This window comes from Streptomyces akebiae (genome assembly GCF_019599145.1).
Taxonomy (GTDB): domain Bacteria; phylum Actinomycetota; class Actinomycetes; order Streptomycetales; family Streptomycetaceae; genus Streptomyces; species Streptomyces akebiae.
In genome coordinates this window covers 3522296-3538724 of record NZ_CP080647.1, presented here as the reverse complement: position 1 = coordinate 3538724, position 16429 = coordinate 3522296, and the positions used below count along the sequence as shown (strand labels likewise).

15 protein-coding genes are annotated in these 16429 nt (G+C 71.1%); 10 read left to right on the top strand and 5 right to left on the bottom strand.

The genetic code is table 11. The features are described 5' to 3' along the window. Positions 1-216: 216 nt before the first annotated feature. The 5 genes from sigE (at position 217) to K1J60_RS15075 (ending at position 6285) form a co-directional block, all read left to right on the top strand. Positions 217-933, top strand: coding sequence for an RNA polymerase sigma factor SigE (gene sigE / locus K1J60_RS15095; protein WP_220651472.1), 717 nt, complete (start codon positions 217-219; stop codon positions 931-933). Next, positions 930-2132: an anti-sigma factor family protein gene (locus K1J60_RS15090; protein WP_220646675.1), complete on the top strand. Its 1203-nt coding sequence runs from the start codon at positions 930-932 to the stop codon at positions 2130-2132. Before sigE ends, K1J60_RS15090 begins: the two co-directional genes overlap by 4 nt. A gap of 514 nt (positions 2133-2646) precedes the next feature. Continuing rightward, positions 2647-4686, top strand: coding sequence for a S1C family serine protease (locus K1J60_RS15085; protein ID WP_398684255.1), 2040 nt, complete (start codon positions 2647-2649; stop codon positions 4684-4686). A gap of 233 nt (positions 4687-4919) precedes the next feature. Then, on the top strand, positions 4920-5378 hold the full coding sequence (locus tag K1J60_RS15080) for a sec-independent translocase (RefSeq protein ID WP_220646674.1): 459 nt from the start codon (positions 4920-4922) through the stop codon (positions 5376-5378). A 235-nt stretch (positions 5379-5613) separates the two neighbouring features. After that, positions 5614-6285 (top strand): hypothetical protein, encoded by a 672-nt coding sequence (locus K1J60_RS15075; protein ID WP_220646673.1) that lies wholly within the window; start codon positions 5614-5616, stop codon positions 6283-6285. A 137-nt stretch (positions 6286-6422) separates the two neighbouring features. Here K1J60_RS15075 and K1J60_RS15070 read toward each other — a convergent pair whose 3' ends face one another. Genes K1J60_RS15070 through K1J60_RS15060 form a run of 3 tightly spaced genes read right to left on the bottom strand, consistent with a single transcriptional unit; the run spans position 6423 to position 9613 of the window. Further along, positions 6423-7556 carry an Mrp/NBP35 family ATP-binding protein gene (locus tag K1J60_RS15070; RefSeq protein ID WP_220646672.1) on the bottom strand — a complete coding sequence of 378 codons (1134 nt, stop codon included), beginning with the start codon at positions 7554-7556 and terminating at the stop codon, positions 6423-6425. A 43-nt stretch (positions 7557-7599) separates the two neighbouring features. Further along, entirely contained in the window at positions 7600-8322 is a 723-nt protein-coding gene (locus tag K1J60_RS15065; RefSeq protein ID WP_259407730.1) for a DUF1003 domain-containing protein, read from the bottom strand. After that, complete coding sequence (locus tag K1J60_RS15060; protein ID WP_220646671.1) at positions 8312-9613, bottom strand: magnesium transporter MgtE N-terminal domain-containing protein; 1302 nt, start codon at positions 9611-9613, stop codon at positions 8312-8314. Before K1J60_RS15060 ends, K1J60_RS15065 begins: the two co-directional genes overlap by 11 nt. A 176-nt stretch (positions 9614-9789) precedes the next feature. Here K1J60_RS15060 and K1J60_RS15055 point away from each other — a divergent pair, with 176 nt between their 5' ends. Beyond that, positions 9790-10548, top strand: coding sequence for a hypothetical protein (locus tag K1J60_RS15055; protein ID WP_220646670.1), 759 nt, complete (start codon positions 9790-9792; stop codon positions 10546-10548). A gap of 128 nt (positions 10549-10676) precedes the next feature. On the opposite strand, the gene K1J60_RS15050 is transcribed toward K1J60_RS15055, so the two are convergent. Next, positions 10677-11252, bottom strand: coding sequence for a hypothetical protein (locus K1J60_RS15050; RefSeq protein WP_220646669.1), 576 nt, complete (start codon positions 11250-11252; stop codon positions 10677-10679). A gap of 156 nt (positions 11253-11408) precedes the next feature. Beyond that, a complete protein-coding gene (locus tag K1J60_RS15045; RefSeq protein WP_220646668.1) occupies positions 11409-12533 on the bottom strand; it encodes a magnesium and cobalt transport protein CorA in 1125 nt (374 codons plus the stop codon). Positions 12534-13070: 537 nt separating this feature from the next. On the opposite strand from K1J60_RS15045, the gene K1J60_RS15040 reads away from it, so the two are divergent. The 4 genes from K1J60_RS15040 (at position 13071) to K1J60_RS15025 (ending at position 16357) form a co-directional block, all read left to right on the top strand. After that, positions 13071-13655: a suppressor of fused domain protein gene (locus K1J60_RS15040; protein ID WP_220646667.1), complete on the top strand. Its 585-nt coding sequence runs from the start codon at positions 13071-13073 to the stop codon at positions 13653-13655. A 241-nt stretch (positions 13656-13896) separates the two neighbouring features. Beyond that, positions 13897-14538, top strand: coding sequence for a DUF6758 family protein (locus K1J60_RS15035; protein ID WP_033525501.1), 642 nt, complete (start codon positions 13897-13899; stop codon positions 14536-14538). A 185-nt stretch (positions 14539-14723) separates the two neighbouring features. Further along, the gene (locus K1J60_RS15030; RefSeq protein ID WP_220646666.1) at positions 14724-15581 is read left to right on the top strand and encodes a PHP domain-containing protein; all 858 of its coding nucleotides are present in this window, start codon (positions 14724-14726) and stop codon (positions 15579-15581) included. Between the two features lie 170 nt (positions 15582-15751). Beyond that, positions 15752-16357: a MarC family protein gene (locus tag K1J60_RS15025; protein WP_220646665.1), complete on the top strand. Its 606-nt coding sequence runs from the start codon at positions 15752-15754 to the stop codon at positions 16355-16357. Positions 16358-16429 lie beyond the last annotated feature (72 nt).

Sequence of the window (16429 nt, the reverse complement as noted above, 5' to 3'; positions counted from 1 at the left end):
GGTATGGATCGGTCCGACGAGCAGGTGCGCGCATCGACGCAGCTGCTGACCAAGCCACATGGGCCGCGTCAGCCGGATGAGCCACATCGGCGCGCATCAATTTCTTATAAAACCGCTTATCCGGAGCTAACGGGCGAGGTGGCTATGGTAGGGGCTCCACTGGACACCACCAGAGCCGACAGGGGAGGTGCGGCTGCGCCTGTGGATCGGGGAGGAGTGCTGCGGCGCTTTCTCGGATCGGCAGGCAGGCCGAAATCCGTGAACGACACCGCTGACCACAGCCACGCCGACGCTTCCGCCTCGGGCGGAGTACAGACCGCGACCTTCACCACGGACGCGCACGCACAGGCGTGGACTCCGCCCACCTGGGAGGAGATCGTCAGCACCCACAGCGGCCGCGTCTACCGGCTCGCCTACCGTCTGACCGGCAACCAGCACGACGCCGAGGACCTCACCCAGGAGGTCTTCGTCCGCGTCTTCCGCTCCCTGTCGACCTACACTCCCGGCACCTTCGAGGGCTGGCTGCACCGCATCACCACCAACCTCTTCCTGGACATGGTCCGGCGCAAGCAGCGCATCCGCTTCGACGCCCTCGGGGACGACGCGGCCGAGCGCCTGCCCAGCCGCGAGCCCACCCCGCAGCAGATCTTCAACGACGCGCACTTCGACGCCGACGTCCAGCAGGCCCTCGACACCCTGGCACCCGAGTTCCGCGCCGCCGTCGTCCTCTGCGACATCGAAGGACTGTCGTACGAGGAGATCGCCGCGACCCTGGGCGTCAAGCTCGGCACGGTCCGCTCCCGGATCCACCGCGGCCGCTCCCAGCTCCGCAAGGCCCTCGCGCACCGCTCCCCGGAGGCCAGGGCCGAGCAGCGCCGCGGGTTCGTGGTGCCGCAGGTGGCCGTGCTGGGAGGAGGGGGCGCGACCGCGTGAGTGGATCCCGTCCTACGCCTGCTGAGCAGCACCTGGGAGACCGTCTCTCCGCCCTGGTCGACGGAGAACTCGGTCATGAGGCGCGTGACCGCGTCCTGGCACACCTCGCCACCTGCGCGAAGTGCAAGTCGGAGGCGGACGAGCAGCGCCGCCTGAAGAACGTCTTCGCGGAGGCCGCTCCGCCGCCTCCCTCCGAGAGCTTCCTGGCCCGTCTCCAGATGCTCCCGGCGGGCGGCGACAGCGACGGCGGCTCGCCGCTGTCCGGTGGCTTCGGCGGAAGACTCGGAGGTGCGGCCGGAGTGCCGGGCCTGCCCGGCGACCCCTCCGACCCTCGGGACTTCGCCGTCTTCGGCTCCGGAGACTCCTTCGGGTACGTCCCGTCGGGACCGCACCGCGGCGTGCTGACGCCGTCGGAGGGCCGCGGGCTGCTCGGCGGCGGCCGAGGAGCGTCCGGCGGCCGTGGGTTCCTCGGTGACCGGGGTTTCCTGAGCGGTCGTGGCTTCCTCGGTGACCGGGGGGCGCTGGGCGACCGTGGCTTCCTGGGCGGCGCACGCGGCCTCTCCGACGGTGCGGACGACCGTCCGGACCGGGAGGAGAGAACCGCCGGCGACAGGGATGACAGAGGGGCCACGGGCAACCGGGGCTTTCGGATCCATGACGTGAGCAGGCAGGAGGCCGAGCGTTCCGCCTCGCGCGGCATGCGGTTCGCCTTCGTGGCGGCGGGCGCGGTGTCGCTGGCCGCGATCGCCCTCGGCGGCGTGACCAACGGCATGCCCGTCGAGACGGCGGACGCCCGGGGCGGTTCCGGTGCCGGCAGCAACGTCACGCCGCTGCGGACCCAGGCGTCGGGCACGGTTCCGACGCCCGAGGCGCAGCGCCGCCGGGGAACCGTCGGGCCGCTGCTCGGACAGGGGCAGCAGTCCCTGGGCAACGTGCCCGTCGCCCCGACGGAGATCTCCGCACCCCTGCTGCCCGGGATCCCCGCTCCGGCCGGCCAGGACCGTCGGTCCGTACACCCGCTGACCGCACCCGTGTTGGCCGGTGCCGCCGTCATGTCACCGCTCATACGTCCGCTCACCGTCGCGCCGCCCCTGCAGCTGACCGACTGGTCCCCGACCCCCGAGCTCACGGGACCGGGCCTGCTGACGGCCCCCGACACCACCTCGTCCCCCACACCCACCTCGCCCGTCCTTCGCTGACCCCGAGTTCTGCGCGCCGGCCCGCGAACCTGGTTGAATCCAGAGTGGGCCGTGTCCGCTCGGGCCGGTTCCGGCTCGCGGCGCTCGGTGAACGGTGGGCGGCGGGCCGGTCCTTGGGACGGGCCCTAGGTGTGGGGAGAACATGAACGAGGGGAAGCCCACGAAGGCGAAGTGGTGGAGCCGCCCCCGAGCGCACGGCGCGGGGGCCGAGACGGCGGAGGACCACATCGGGGCGACGGCGGCCGACGAGCCCATGGGGACCACGGGATCGGCGGCAACCGCCGCTTCCGGACGGCCTGTCGGGACTGGGGAGACCTTCGGGTCGTCCGCGAACGCGCCTCGTGAAGAAAACCCCGAGGGCGACTTCGCGTTGGAGCGTCCGGCGACGACGGCGGTGGCGGCACCGGCCCTCGACGAGGTCGACCCACGGACCCAGACCAAGACCGAGACCGACTCCGACTCCGACTTCGAACTGGCCCGCCCGGTTGTCGGGGTTCCGCCCGGGGCCGCACTCATGCCGACCGCCGACGCGGCCGGTGACACGGACGGCGACTTCGAACTGGAACGACCGGCCGTGAGGAACGCGGGGCACGACGCGGAGGGCGGGACGAGCTCGCCGACCGGGCCCGACGGGGTCGGTACCGGTGGTGCCGCAGCCGCTGCCACTGCCGCCACAGTCGGCGATGGCCGGCCCTCGGGCGAGGAGGGTGCCCTGAGCGCCCCTGACGCGCCCTCTGAGCGCCCCAGGCCGCTGCATGACCCCGATCCCTACAGCACCCCGCCCTATGGCGAGCCGGGCCCTTGGGCGCCCGCTCCGCCGGTCCAGCATCCGGCGACGACTCCCGTCCCCGGCACGAACGTTCAGCCGACGACACCGGCACACGGCGTGCGCGCGGCGCCGGGGGAGCCGGCACTCGACGGGCCGACCGCGTCGGGAGTCCTGAGCGGCGGTGGAGCGGCGTCGGCGGCTTCCTCGACGCACGCCGGAGCGCCGGCGGCGGCCGCGCATGAGTACGCCGACCCGACCACGCCGGTGACCTCGGCCCACGGCACCGCCGTACCGGCGGCCGCACCGGCCGCAGCGCCTTCGTACGCGGAGGTGCCCGTGGCCGCCGCGGCTCCCTTCCCGGACACGGCCCGGCCCACCCCCGCGCCCTACCCCGACCCCTCTCAGCCCGCCGTGGCCTCCTACGCCTATCCGTCCCAGCCGGGCCCTCCGCCCTTCGGGGATTCGGCGCGGCCGGTGCCGCCCCCGTACGCGGGCGGAGACCAGCCGGTGCCGCCCTCGCAGGGAGCCGGAGGTCAGCATCCCTCGGGAGCTCACACCGATCCCGGGCGGCCGCCGCACGGTTCGCAGGGGCCCTGGCAGAACTACGACCCGTGGGCCGCATCGGGGCCGCTGCAGCAGAACGGGGCCGCGGTGGACGACGTGGCGCGGCGACGTCGGCGCAGGGGCAGGACGCTCGTGGTCGGGGCCCTGCTGATCGCCGTCGTGGCCGGCGGCATCGGCGGAGCCGTGGGCGCGTACCTGGAGCGGAACGGCGGAGTCGGGGCCATAGAGCTGCCACAGACCAGCGACGGGGTGACGGGCCGGGCGCCCGACAGCGTCGCCGGGATCGCCGCCAGCGCGCTGCCCAGCGTCGTGACCCTGCACGTGAGCGGGGACAGCGCACAGGGCACCGGCACGGGCTTCGTGCTCGACGAACGCGGCCACATCCTCACCAACAACCACGTCGTCGATCCCGCGGGCACCGGCGGCGACATATCGGTGACCTTCAGCGGCGGTGAGACCGCCGAGGCGCGCATCGTCGGCCGGGACACCGGCTACGACCTGGCCGTGGTCAAGGTGTCCGGCGTCAGCGGACTCAAGCCGCTGCCCCTCGGCAATTCCGAGGAGGTCCAGGTCGGTGACCCGGTCGTCGCCATCGGAGCCCCCTTCGACCTCGCCAACACCGTCACCTCCGGCATCATCAGCGCCAAGGAGCGGCCCATCACCGCAGGCGGCGAGAGCGGCGACGTCAGCGACGTGTCGTACGTGGACGCGCTGCAGACCGACGCGCCGATAAACCCCGGCAACTCCGGAGGCCCGCTCCTCGACGGCAAGGCCCGCGTGATCGGCATCAACAGCGCCATCCGCTCCGCCGGCAGCGGCTCCGAGTCGGACGGCGGGCAGGCCGGCTCCATCGGACTGGGCTTCGCGATACCCATCAACCAGGGCAAGCGCGTCGCCGAGGAACTGATCAACACCGGCAAGGCCACCCACCCGGTGATCGGGGTCACCCTCGACATGGACTACTCGGGCGACGGCGCCCGCATCGGTGACCGGGGCGACGGCAACGGCTCCGGGGTGACCTCGGGCGGCCCCGCCGACCGGGCGGGCATGCGCTCGGGCGACGTCATCACCGAGGTCGACGGCCAGCGGGTCCACTCCGGCGACGAACTGATCGTCAAGGTCCGCGCGCACCGGCCCGGCGACCGCCTGGAGCTCACCCTGCTGCGCGACGGCAGGGAGCGGACGGTCTCCCTCACCCTCGGCTCGTCCGGCGGCGACTGACCGTAATCCGGCGGCCATGACGTCGGCGCCCACTGACAGCAACCTCACAGGAGGGGGCCCCGTACCCCTCCTGCCAGGCAAACAGCTGGGAAAACCCGTCGTTCGGGCGTGGTCGGAAGCCGCCCGACGGTACCCGTTCGACGGGATGGCCGGGTACCGTGGATCCGGCCCGGACCACGGAAGACCTGCCGAGGCCCGCGGATCGGGACCGAGGACATCGCAAGGAGCTTCAGGTGTTCAATGACATAGGTGCACTCGAGGTGGTGACGCTCGTCGTCCTCGCCGTGCTCGTCTTCGGTCCGGACAAGCTCCCGAAGGTGATCCAGGACGTCACGCGGACGATCCGCAAGATCCGCGAGTTCTCGGACAGCGCCAAGGCGGACATCCGCAACGAACTCGGACCGGAGTTCAAGGACTTCGAGTTCGAGGACCTCAACCCCAAGACGTTCATCCGCAAGCAGCTGGACAACGACGAACTGGGGCTGAAGGAGATCCGCAACGGCCTGGACCTGAAGAAGGAGATGGCCGAGCTCACGGACGCGGTCCACGGCCGCGAGTCCGCCTCCTCCTCGTCCGTCTCCTCCTCGGACTCCTCCGGTGGCTCCTCCTCGGGTGCGACCGGCGGCTCCGTCGACATGACGAAGAAGCGCGAGATCGAAGAGCGTCCGCCGTACGACATGGACGCCACCTGAGCCGTACGCCGGTGTGCTGCCGCGCCCCCTTACGTGATGCGATTCATACCCTCGCGCACCCTCGTACGGCCTGAACCCGCCAGTACGCCGTCCTACGCGCCGGGCGCTTTCCCTGCTGCTCGGAGAGCTGTGGCTATGCTGCCCAGTTGTTGTGCGGACCGTAAGAAGAGCGAGCGACGCACCCGAGGGGGGCGGGCCGCTCCGGTCCGTCGAGAGCGAGGAGGCGTCCGGGCACATGGAGACGACGAGTCGGGTAGGCGCGCAGGCGTCGGTCGCGGAGGGTGGACAACAGCTGCCCTCCGCCCGACGCACGGTCGACGGCTACCTGCTGGCGCCCTTCCCGTGGTACGGCCTCGACGAGGCCTTCACGGGACAGCGCTGGCTGATGCAGGTCGGTACGTCGGCGGAAGGAGCCGTCGAGCACGGTTCGATCGGCCACGGTGACGAGCCCTCGGTGCGCAACGAGTACACCGCCGGGTCGGACGACGAGGTCAAGGAGCGGTTCGCGGTCGTGGTGACCGTCGCGGCGAATCCGTCCCGGAGGAGCGCCGACGGTACGGGGCTGCTGGAGGCCACGTCGGTTTCCTCGGCGGCGTGGCTCGCGGGCGTGGGGCTGCTGTCGTTCACCTGGCCCGGCCAGTTGGACCACTCCCTGCGGGACGACTGGCTGGACCAGCAGACCGAGGCCGCGTGGGTGTTGGCCGACGATCTCGCCGGACCCGACTGGACCACCCTGTCCCTGCCGGTGGACGGCGTGCCGACGCCCTTCCACTACCGGGAGTCCGAGTTCGGGTGGGTGCTCGCGGGGTCGACCTCGCAAGGGGTGCATGTGGGGGCGTACGGGCGAGGGATGAGCGCGTACGGACTGGGCTTCGCCGTGATCAAGGACGTCGAGGCGTACGCGTAACGGTGAAGGGCACCGCCTTGTCGTGCTGCGGTGCCCTTCAACGGCGTGGTGGCTCGGGTCACTCAGGTGGTTCGGGGGCTGCGGTGCGTCGCGGCTGATCGCGCGGTTCCCCGCGCCCCTCGCGGGGCGCCAGGCCCCTAGAACTTGTTCCGCGGGGTGATTCCCAGGCTCATGCCCGACAGGCCCCTCTGACGGCCGCCCAGCTTGCCCGCGATGGCGCGCAGGGCCGCGCCGGCGGGGGAGTCGGGGTCGGTGAGGACGACCGGACGGCCGTCGTCGCCGCCCTCGCGCAGGCGTACGTCGATGGGGATGCTGCCCAGGACCGGGACGGTGGCGCCGGTGGTGCGGGTGAGGCCGTCGGCGACGGTCTGGCCGCCGCCCGTGCCGAACACGTCGACCATCTCGTCGCAGTGCGGGCAGGGCAGGCCCGACATGTTCTCGACGACGCCGACGATCTTCTGGTGGGTCTGCACGGCGATGGAGCCGGCGCGCTCGGCGACCTCGGCCGCAGCCTGCTGCGGGGTCGTCACGACGAGGATCTCGGCGTTCGGGACCAGCTGGGCCACCGAGATGGCGATGTCGCCCGTGCCCGGCGGGAGGTCGAGGAGCAGCACGTCCAGGTCGCCCCAGTAGACGTCCGAGAGGAACTGCTGCAACGCCCGGTGCAGCATCGGGCCGCGCCAGACCACCGGGGTGTTGCCCGGGGTGAACATACCGATCGAGATGACCTTCACACCGTTCGCGGACGGCGGCATGATCATGTTCTCGACCTGGGTGGGAAGGCCGTCGGCACCCAGCATGCGGGGCACGGAGTGGCCGTAGATGTCGGCGTCGACGACGCCGACCTTGAGGCCGTCGGCGGCCATGGCCGCCGCCAGGTTCACCGTCACCGAGGACTTGCCGACCCCGCCCTTGCCGGAGGCGACGGCGTACACGCGCGTGAGGGAGCCCGGCTTGGCGAAGGGCACCTCGCGCTCGGCCTGGCCGCCGCGCAGCGCGTTCGCCAGCTCCTTGCGCTGCTCGTCGCTCATGACGTCGAGTTCGACGTCGACGCGGGTGACGCCCTCGACCCGCGCGACCGCCTCGGTCACGCGCTGGGTGATGGTGTCGCGCATGGGGCAGCCGGAGACCGTCAGGTACACGGCGACCGCGACCGCTCCGTCCGCGCCGATCTCCACCGACTTGACCATCCCGAGTTCGGTGATGGGGCGGTTGATCTCGGGGTCGTTCACCGTCGACAGTGCTTCGCGCACCGCGTCTTCCGTAGCCATAAGGACGATGGTACGGCGCTGCGCGGGGCCGCTGGGAGCCCTGTCAGCGGTCGCCCATGTCACGTCCGCGGTGGTGCTCCGGCGGGAATACGGTCCGGGTCCCGCGCGGCCCGTCACCGTCGTGTTCGTGCATGTCCCTGACCAGGTCCTGGAGCTCCGAACGCAGCCAGTCGCGGGTGGCGACCTCGCCGAGGCCGATGCGCAACGCGGCGATCTCCCTGGTCAGGTATTCGGTGTCGGCGATCGACCGTTCGTTCTGTTTGCGGTCCTGTTCGAGGTTGACGCGGTCGCGGTCGTCCTGGCGGTTCTGCGCGAGCAGGATCAGCGGGGCCGCGTAGGAGGCCTGGAGGGAGAGCATCAGGGTGAGGAAGATGAACGGGTAGTTGTCGAACCGCAGGTCGCTCGGGGCGGAGACGTTCCACACCACCCACAGGATGATGACGACCGTCATCCAGACGATGAACCGACCGGTGCCCAGGAACCGCGCGATCCGCTCCGACAGCCGTCCGAAGGCCTCCGGGTCCCATTCGGGCAGGAGCCTGGCCCGGCGCGGCAGCGGCAGGTCGAGACGCGTACGCGGGCGGGCGGTGGCCCCGGAGGGTGTGCGATCCCTCAGAGGAGTCCCGGAGGGCGACGTGCGCTCCCGCACTCCCGCGGCGGAGTGCGCGCGCTCGCGCCCCAGGTGCCGCCCGTCCCGCCCCTCACGTCCTCCGGGCCGGCCCTCCCGCCCCTCCCGGGCCTCACGCCCGTCCCGGTCAGGAGCCATTGTCGGCCCCCTGCCCGTCCGCGACGCCGTCGTCCTCGTACAGATGGAACTCCGTCTCCCGCCAGTCCTCGGGGAGCATGTGGTCCAGTACGTCGTCGACGGTCACCGCGCCCAGCAGCGAGCCGCTCTCGTCGACCACGGGCGCCGCGACCATGTCGTACGTCGCGAAGAACCCGGCGACGGCGCGCAGCGCGGCCTCCGGGTCCAGCGGCTGAAGATCGTCGTCGACGAGCGCGCTGACCAGGGTGTACGGCGGGTCCCGCAGCAGCCGCTGGAAGTGCACCGTGCCGAGGTACTTGCCGGTCGGGGTCTCGTCCGGCGGCCGGCACACGTACACCTGGGCGGCGAGGGCGGGGGACAGGTCGGCGTTGCGGACCCTGGCGAGCGCGTCGGCGACGGTCGCGTCCGGGCGCAGCACGATCGGCTCGGTGGTCATCAGACCGCCGGCGGTCTTCTCCTCGTACGCCATCAGCCGCCGTACGTCCGCCGCGTCGTCCGGCTGCATCAGGGTCAACAGCCGTTCCTGTTCCTCCTCGGGGAGCTCGGCGAGGAGGTCGGCGGCGTCGTCCGGATCCATGGCCTCCAGGACGTCGGCGGCCCGCTCCTCCTTGAGCTTGCCGAGGATCTCGATCTGGTCGTCCTCGGGCAGCTCCTCCAGGACGTCGGCGAGCCGGTCGTCGTCGAGGGCGGCGGCGACCTCGGCCCGGCGCTTGGGGGAGAGGTGGTGCAGCACATTGGCCAGGTCGGCGGGGCGGAGCTGCTCGAAGGTCGCGAGGAGGTTCTCGGCACCCTGCCCGTGCTCCTCCAGCGAGAAGCCGGTGACCGCCGACCACTCCACGGTGACCGTCTCGCCCTTGTGCCGACGGAACGTCCCGCCCTTGCCCTTGCGGACGAACACCCGGTCGATCTCCCAGTCCCGGCGGGCCGGCAGCTGCTGGACCGAGATGTCCAGGACCGTCACCTCCTCGCCGGTCTCGACGAGGGTCACGCGCCGGTCCAGCAGTTCTCCGATGACGAGGCGCTCGGTGGGGCGCTGCTCGAAGCGGCGCACGTTCAGGACTCCGGTGGTGATGACCTGGCCCGACTCGATGCCGGTGACCCGGGTCATGGGCAGGAAGATCCGGCGGCGGGTGGACAGTTCGACGACCAGGCCGAGCAGGCGCGGGGGCTTGCGGCCCACCCGCAGGATGGCCACCAGATCCCGGACGCGCCCCACCTGATCGCCGTTCGGGTCGAAGACGGCGACGCCGGAGAGGTGGGAGACGAAGATCCGGGCCGCCACCGCCGCCATGAGCCGCCCCTTTCCTTCCCGTCGTGAGGGGAATGTCCGCCTAGGACGGCTTCAGGCTAGCCCGTCCCGATCGGATATGCCCTGGTGAGCGGTGCGGACGGACTGGCTCCTTGGTGGTTCGGGAGCCCCGGTACTCTGCGGTACGCCTGGACTCCCCACGAAGAGGTGCATCGCCTGTGACTGTGATTCCCCGTACCCGAAGGGCCGCACTGGTGAGCGCCGTCTGCACCCTCGTGGTCGGCGGGCTGGGGCTCACAGGATGCGGTGAGGATCCCAACGAGGGCACCAACGGGGTCGGCAAGCTGGAGCCGGCGAAGATCCAGAGCACGACCAGGGCGGCCGCCACGGCGGCGGACACGGTCAGGCTGTCCGGGGCCGTGGTGAGCAACGGCAGGACCTACAAGCTGGACATGCGCCTGAAGGAGGATGGCGGTACGGGTTCGGTGACGTCGGAGGGCTCCACGTTCCGGCTGCTGAAGGTGGGGGAGCACCTCTTCCTCAAAGCCGACGCGGACTTCTGGGACCCCCAGGACTCCGGGAAGGACGGCGGGAAGAACGAGGACTCGGAGACGGCCGCCGCGGACAAGCTGGACGGCATGTATGTGAAGGTGCCGACCGGTGACCCCGCCTACAAGCGGTTCAGCGGCTTCACCGACAAGGACGTCCTCCTCAACAGCCTGCTCACCCTGCACGGCACGCTGTCCACCGAGGGCCACCACGAGCAGTCCGGCACCCGCACCATCCGCATCACCGGCGACAAGGGCTCCGGTGGCACGCTCGACGTGTCCCTCGAAGGCACTCCCTACCCCCTGCGCCTCGTCCGCGCCGGCGACGCCGGCACCATCCTCCTCTCCGACTGGGGCAAGGACTTCACCCTGGAGGAGCCGGACGAGAAGTCGGTGGTGGACTACGGAAAGCAACTGCCGAGCTCATGAGCACGCCGCCGCGGCGCTGATCGATGTCGGGATGGGCTTCGGCGGCGCCGATCCGGCGGATCTCCTGCCGCCTTTCGGGCCCGAGCAGATGCCCATGAGGGGCCGTGTGGCAGGGCGGGCCCGCTTTCTCAGCCCTTGCCGCGCTTGCGGCGGGTGAAGAGCAGGCGTGGTACCGCCGCCGGAACCGGCTGCCGGGTGGTCGCCGACGTGGCGACCGGCGCCCGTGCCAGATCGCCGTCGGGCAGGGGCAGAATCGTTCCCGTCGGCTCCAGGCGGAGCACCCGGCACTCCCGGGCCCAACGGGCCGGCATGGCCTCACCGTCGGGGGCGTTGAGCCGTTTGCCCTTCAGCTCGGCCACGGCGGATTCCCACTCGGGGGAGTCCGGGACCAGCTCGACGACGTGCGCCGCCCAGCCGACCAGCCGCCCGCCCTTGTCCTTGCTGCGGACGGTCACCACCGCCGAGCCCCCGCCGACCAGCCCGGGCAGCGGCTGCTCACCCGGCCCGTCGCCCACGACACACGCCGCACCCTCGTGCCAGACGTGCCACAACGCCCGCGACGCCCCACCGGGGCTCTGCTGTGCATCCGCCCCACCACCTCGGACCCAGATCAGCCCGGACTTCTTGGTGGCCTCTTCGACGAGGGCCGCTTCGAGCAGCGCGTCGGAGGTCGGCGAATCGGCGGGGAGCGAATCGGCGGTCATGGGGGCAGCCTAACCGTGCCCTTGTGAACCGAGCCCGCCCGCTCGAGGTACGAACCGAGCCCGCCCGCTCGAGGTACGAACCGAGCCCGCCCGCTCGCAGTACGAACCGAGCCCGCCCGAAGACCTCGGCCCCCGCCTCGACCAGGGCTCACCCCGTCACAGCCACCCGTTGCGCTTCAGCGTCCGGTGGATGCCGAGGCAGAGCGCGACCGTGACGCCGAGGACCACCGGGTAGCCGTACTTCCAGTGCGTCTCCGGCATGTAGTCGAAGTTCATGCCGTACACGCCACAGACCATCGTCGGCACGGCGATGATGGCCGCCCAGGACGTGATCTTGCGCATGTCCTCGTTCTGCGCGACGGAGGCCTGCGCCAGGTTCGCCTGGAGGATCGAGTTGAGCAGCTCGTCGAAGCCGACGACCTGCTCCTGGACGCGGGCGAGGTGGTCGGCCACGTCACGGAAGTACTTCTGGATGTCGGGGTCGATCAGCCGCATCGGCCGCTCGCTCAGCAGCTGCATGGGCCGCACCAGCGGCAGCACCGCGCGCTTGAACTCCATGACCTCGCGCTTGAGTTGGTAGATCCGGCCGGCGTCGGTACCCCGGGGCGTGCCCTTGCGCCCGGGGGAGAACACCTCCGTCTCCACCTCGTCGATGTCGTCCTGCACGGCGTCCGCGACCGCCACGTACCCGTCGACGACATGGTCGGCGATGGCGTGCAGCACGGCGGAGGGTCCCTTGCCGAGCAACTCCGGGTCGTCCTGCAGCCGGTGACGCAGCGCCCGCAACGAGCCCTGCCCGCCGTGCCGGACGGTGATGAAGAAGTCCCGCCCGGTGAAGCACATGACCTCGCCGGACTCCACGACCTCGCTGGTGGCGGTGAGTTCGTCGTGCTCGACGTAGTGGATGGTCTTGAAGACGGTGAAGAGGGTGTCGTCGTACCGCTCCAGCTTCGGCCGCTGGTGCGCGTGCACCGCGTCCTCCACGGCCAGCGGGTGCAGCCCGAACTCGGCCGCGATACCGGAGAATTCGGCCTCCGACGGCTCGTGCAGGCCGATCCAGACGAAGCCGCCGTCACGGCGCACCTGACGGATCGCCTCGTGCGGGGTCAGGTTGCGCTCGAACGACACGCGCGCGCCGTCGCGGTACACGGCGCAGTCCACGACGGCCGTGGCCGCCTCCGCCGGACGCGTGGCGTCGTACACCCCGCCGTCCTTGCGCAGCGACAGCCGCGAGGGACGGGACGGGCGGACCGCGGCACGCAGGTTGTGGATCATCGACATGAGCTGGCTCCTTCGCAACGAAAGGCCGCCGACGACGGTTGGAACTACCCGGAATGGGGACGTTTTGACTGCGGATGTTTGGCACGTCCACAAAGCGGGGAGCACCGCACCGTCGCGGTGACAGCTTCGCTTGATTCAGATCAAGACGGGAAAGAAGTGCTCTTCCGATGCGCGACGACCGGCGAACGGCATGCGACGCGAGTGAGGGTGGTAGCCAGCGGAGCGAGTACTACGGCTACGACCAGCGCTACGGAACTCGAACAGCGGAAGAGCGGGTGGTACTGCCAGGTCGACTTCGGTCCATCGCAGCCCCACCTCCTCCGGCCGGTCCCTCGTAAGGGACGTTCCATACCCCATCCGGGGTTCCCCGTAGGGGAGTCAGTCTTCTCGGTCCGGGACGCCAAGGTGTGAGAAGCCTTGAGAACGAGGCTTCTGCGTGCTGCCCGCGTGCTGTCCCGACCGGCGCCCCAGACTAACAGCCGGCTGAAGTGTCAAGGCGCCCGTTTGCCTGTTCCTGACGAGTTCTATGCTCGGCTCATGGCTGATGTTCTTCCGTTGGTGGAGGCCCGTTTGCGCACCGCGCTGGGCGAACCGGACGCGCGCGCCGCGGTCACCTTCCTCGGCACGGACCGCATCGAGGTGCTCCGTTTCACCGACGGCGACGTCGTCCGCTACGCCACGCTCGGCATGTCCGCCCAGCCGATGGCCGACCCCACCGCGGTCCTCGCCGACCCCGTCAAGGGCCCGCGCGCCGAGCTCGTCCTGTCCGTGCGGCGCGGCGTCGCCGACACCGACAAGGTGCTGCGCCCGCTCGCCGTACTCGCCGCGTCACCGCAGGTCGAGGGCGTGGTCGTGGCCCCCGGTGCCTCGCTGGACGTAGGGGATCCGCTCTGGCCCGGCGCCCCCTTCACCTCCGTCCTCGTCGCCGAGTCCGGCGGCCTGGTCGAGGATCTCGAACTCGACGCCCCCGCCGATCCCGTCCGGTTCCTGCCCCTCCTGCCGATGACCCCCAACGAGGCGGCCTGGAAGCGGGTGCACGGCGCCCAGGCCCTCCAGGAGCGCTGGCTCACCCAGGGGGCCGACCTCCGTGACCCGGTCCGCAAGTCGGTCTCCCTGGACTGACCGGACCGGCCGACACGGCTTCCCCGTGTGACGGACGGCACGCCATACGTGACCGGAGGCCGCCAGAGAGGTGGCCGAAAACCGCCGCTTCCCTTGGCGGTGTGGGTAGTTGATTCCGTTGGTCGGCCGTCGGGCCGACCGACGGCCGGAGACCGGCGTTCGTGCGCGGAATGTGACGCGCACACGCCGGACGGGTGATCGTCCTTGACGCGAGGAAGCACGGGGAGGACCGTTGGGCCCTATGAGGGGCGAACCCAGTTGCCCGAAGTGTGGTGGCCGGGTCAGGGCTCCCGGCCTCTTTGCCGACTCCTGGCAGTGCGCCGCGCACGGGACGGTGCACCCGCTGCAGCCCGTGATCCCGCCCAGCGTCGAGGCCCTCAGCGTCGTCGTGCACCGCGCCAAGGTGCCGGTCTGGATGCCTTGGCCGCTGCCTGTGGGCTGGCTCTTCACGGGTGCCGCCTTCGCCGGGGACGACCGCAGCGGCGGACGTGCCACCGCCGTGGCCTGCTCCGGTCCGGGCCCGCTCGGCGGTGTCGGGGAGCTCGTCCTCATCGCGGAGGAACTCGGCGTCGGACTCGGTGCGCGGTACGCCGGCATCGACGGACCCGACCCCGGCCCGTACCTGAGCGTCGAGAAACCGCCCCAGGCCAAAGTGCTGGCCGCCGGACGGCCCACACCGCTGTGGCACGTCACCGGCACGCCGGACGACCGCGCGGTCTTCGCGGGCGAGGCGCTCGGTCTGTGGCTGTGGGCGATCGTGTGGCCCGAACAGACGGGGCTGCTGATGTACGACGAGCTCGTGCTGACGGATCTGCGGGACGCGGGAGCGGAGGTGGAACTGCTCCCGTGCGGAGCACTCTCGCCGCGCATCCTGGAGCCGTAGGGCGCCTGATGCCGTGGTGCCCCCCAGTCGCCGAAGACGCGATCAGAGGGAGGCGCCTCTTCCGCTCGCCCTGGGCTTCAGGCCTGTAGGGGTCAACCCCCGGTTTCGGGTGTGACAGGACCTGCCCGGAAGGGCGCTATCCTTGAGCGTCCGCTTCCGTTTCTTCTGCGCCTGGAGTTCGAGTCGTGCGTATCGATCTGCACTGCCACTCCACGGCCTCCGACGGTACGGACACCCCGGCGGAGCTGGTACGGAAGGCGGGGGCGGCCGGTCTGGACGTCGTCGCGCTGACCGACCACGACACCACGCGCGGGCACGCCGAGGCCATCGCCGCGCTGCCGGAGGGGCTCACTCTGGTCACCGGCGCCGAGCTGTCGTGCCGACTGGACGGCGTCAGCATGCACATGCTGGCCTATCTGTTCGACCCCGAGGAGCCCGACCTGCTGGCCGAGCGCGAGCTGGTCCGGGACGACCGGGTCCCGCGGGCCCGCGGGATGATCGCCAAGCTGAACGAGCTGGGTGTGCCGGTGACGTGGGACCAGGTCGCCCGGATCGCCGCCGGCGGTTCCGTGGGACGGCCGCACGTGGCCACCGCGCTCGTCGAACTCGGCGTCGTACCGACCGTGGGCGACGCCTTCACGGAGCAGTGGCTCGCCGACGGCGGCCGTGCCTACGTGGAGAAGCACGAGACGGATCCCTTCGAGGCGATCCGGCTGATCAAGGGCGCCGGCGGCGTCGCCGTCTTCGCCCACCCCGCCGCCGTCAAGCGCGGCCGGACGGTACCGGAGTCCGCCATCGCCGAGTTGGCCGCCGCCGGACTCGACGGCATCGAGGTCGACCACATGGAGCACGAGCCGGCGACCCGGGCACGGCTGCGCGGCCTGGCGAAGGAGCTGGGGCTTCTCGCCACCGGTTCCTCGGACTACCACGGCAGCCGGAAGACCTGTGTGCTCGGCGAATACACGACCGACCCCGAGGTGTACGGCGAGATCACGCGCCGGGCCACCGGAGCGTTTCCCGTCCCGGGGACCGGCGGGAACTAGCCGGTCCCCGACCGTACGGGCACCCGGCGGCCGCCGGCCGTGCCCACCATGCCTCACTCCCGCCTCCGTTCGAGCGGGCGGTGCCCCCATCGCCCCGCGGAGCCGTCGCTCACAGTGGCCCCTCGCTGTGGGCTGCCCTCGTCTCTTCTCCACTCCCGCAAGGCATCCCCGTGTTCGATCTGGCCATCTTCGGTTCCCTCTTCCTCACCCTCTTCGTGATCATGGATCCCCCTGGGATCACTCCGATCTTCCTCGGCCTCACCGCGGGCCGACCCGCGCGTACCCAGAAGCGGATGGCCCTCCAGGCCGTCTGCGTGGCCGGTGGTGTGATCACCGTCTTCGGGCTGCTGGGCCACCAGATCCTTGACTATCTGCATGTGTCCGTGCCCGCGCTGATGATCGCGGGAGGGCTGCTGCTTCTGCTGATCGCGCTCGATCTCCTGACCGGCAAGACGGACGAGCCCAAGCAGACGAAGGACGTCAATGTCGCGCTCGTGCCTCTGGGGATGCCGTTGCTGGCCGGTCCCGGTGCGATCGTGTCGGTGATCCTCGCCGTGCAGAAGGCGGACGGCGTGGCCGGTCACGTCTCCGTATGGGCCGCGATCCTGGCGATCCACGTCGTGCTGTGGCTGACGATGCGGTACTCGTTGCTGATCATCCGGGTCATCAAGGACGGTGGCGTGGTGCTGGTGACCCGGCTCGCGGGCATGATGCTCTCCGCGATCGCCGTGCAGCAGATCATCAACGGCGTCACCCAGGTCGTGCAGAGCGCCTAGTACTCCAGCAGTACTTCGTGGCTTGACCTGGGGAAACGTCGAGCGGTGGGAGTGTAGCGGGCGGGAAGTCGT

Excerpts from the sequence above, each read along its gene's own strand:
- K1J60_RS15085 (WP_398684255.1), top strand. The coding sequence starts at position 2,647 with ATGCCGACCGCCGACGCGGCCGGTGACACGGACGGCGACTTCGAACTG.
- K1J60_RS15075 (WP_220646673.1), top strand. The coding sequence starts at position 5,614 with ATGGAGACGACGAGTCGGGTAGGCGCGCAGGCGTCGGTCGCGGAGGGT.
- K1J60_RS15070 (WP_220646672.1), bottom strand. The coding sequence starts at position 7,556 with ATGGCTACGGAAGACGCGGTGCGCGAAGCACTGTCGACGGTGAACGAC.
- K1J60_RS15065 (WP_259407730.1), bottom strand. The coding sequence starts at position 8,322 with ATGGCTCCTGACCGGGACGGGCGTGAGGCCCGGGAGGGGCGGGAGGGC.
- K1J60_RS15060 (WP_220646671.1), bottom strand. The coding sequence starts at position 9,613 with ATGGCGGCGGTGGCGGCCCGGATCTTCGTCTCCCACCTCTCCGGCGTC.
- K1J60_RS15050 (WP_220646669.1), bottom strand. The coding sequence starts at position 11,252 with ATGACCGCCGATTCGCTCCCCGCCGATTCGCCGACCTCCGACGCGCTG.
- K1J60_RS15045 (WP_220646668.1), bottom strand. The coding sequence starts at position 12,533 with ATGTCGATGATCCACAACCTGCGTGCCGCGGTCCGCCCGTCCCGTCCC.
- K1J60_RS15040 (WP_220646667.1), top strand. The coding sequence starts at position 13,071 with ATGGCTGATGTTCTTCCGTTGGTGGAGGCCCGTTTGCGCACCGCGCTG.
- K1J60_RS15035 (WP_033525501.1), top strand. The coding sequence starts at position 13,897 with ATGAGGGGCGAACCCAGTTGCCCGAAGTGTGGTGGCCGGGTCAGGGCT.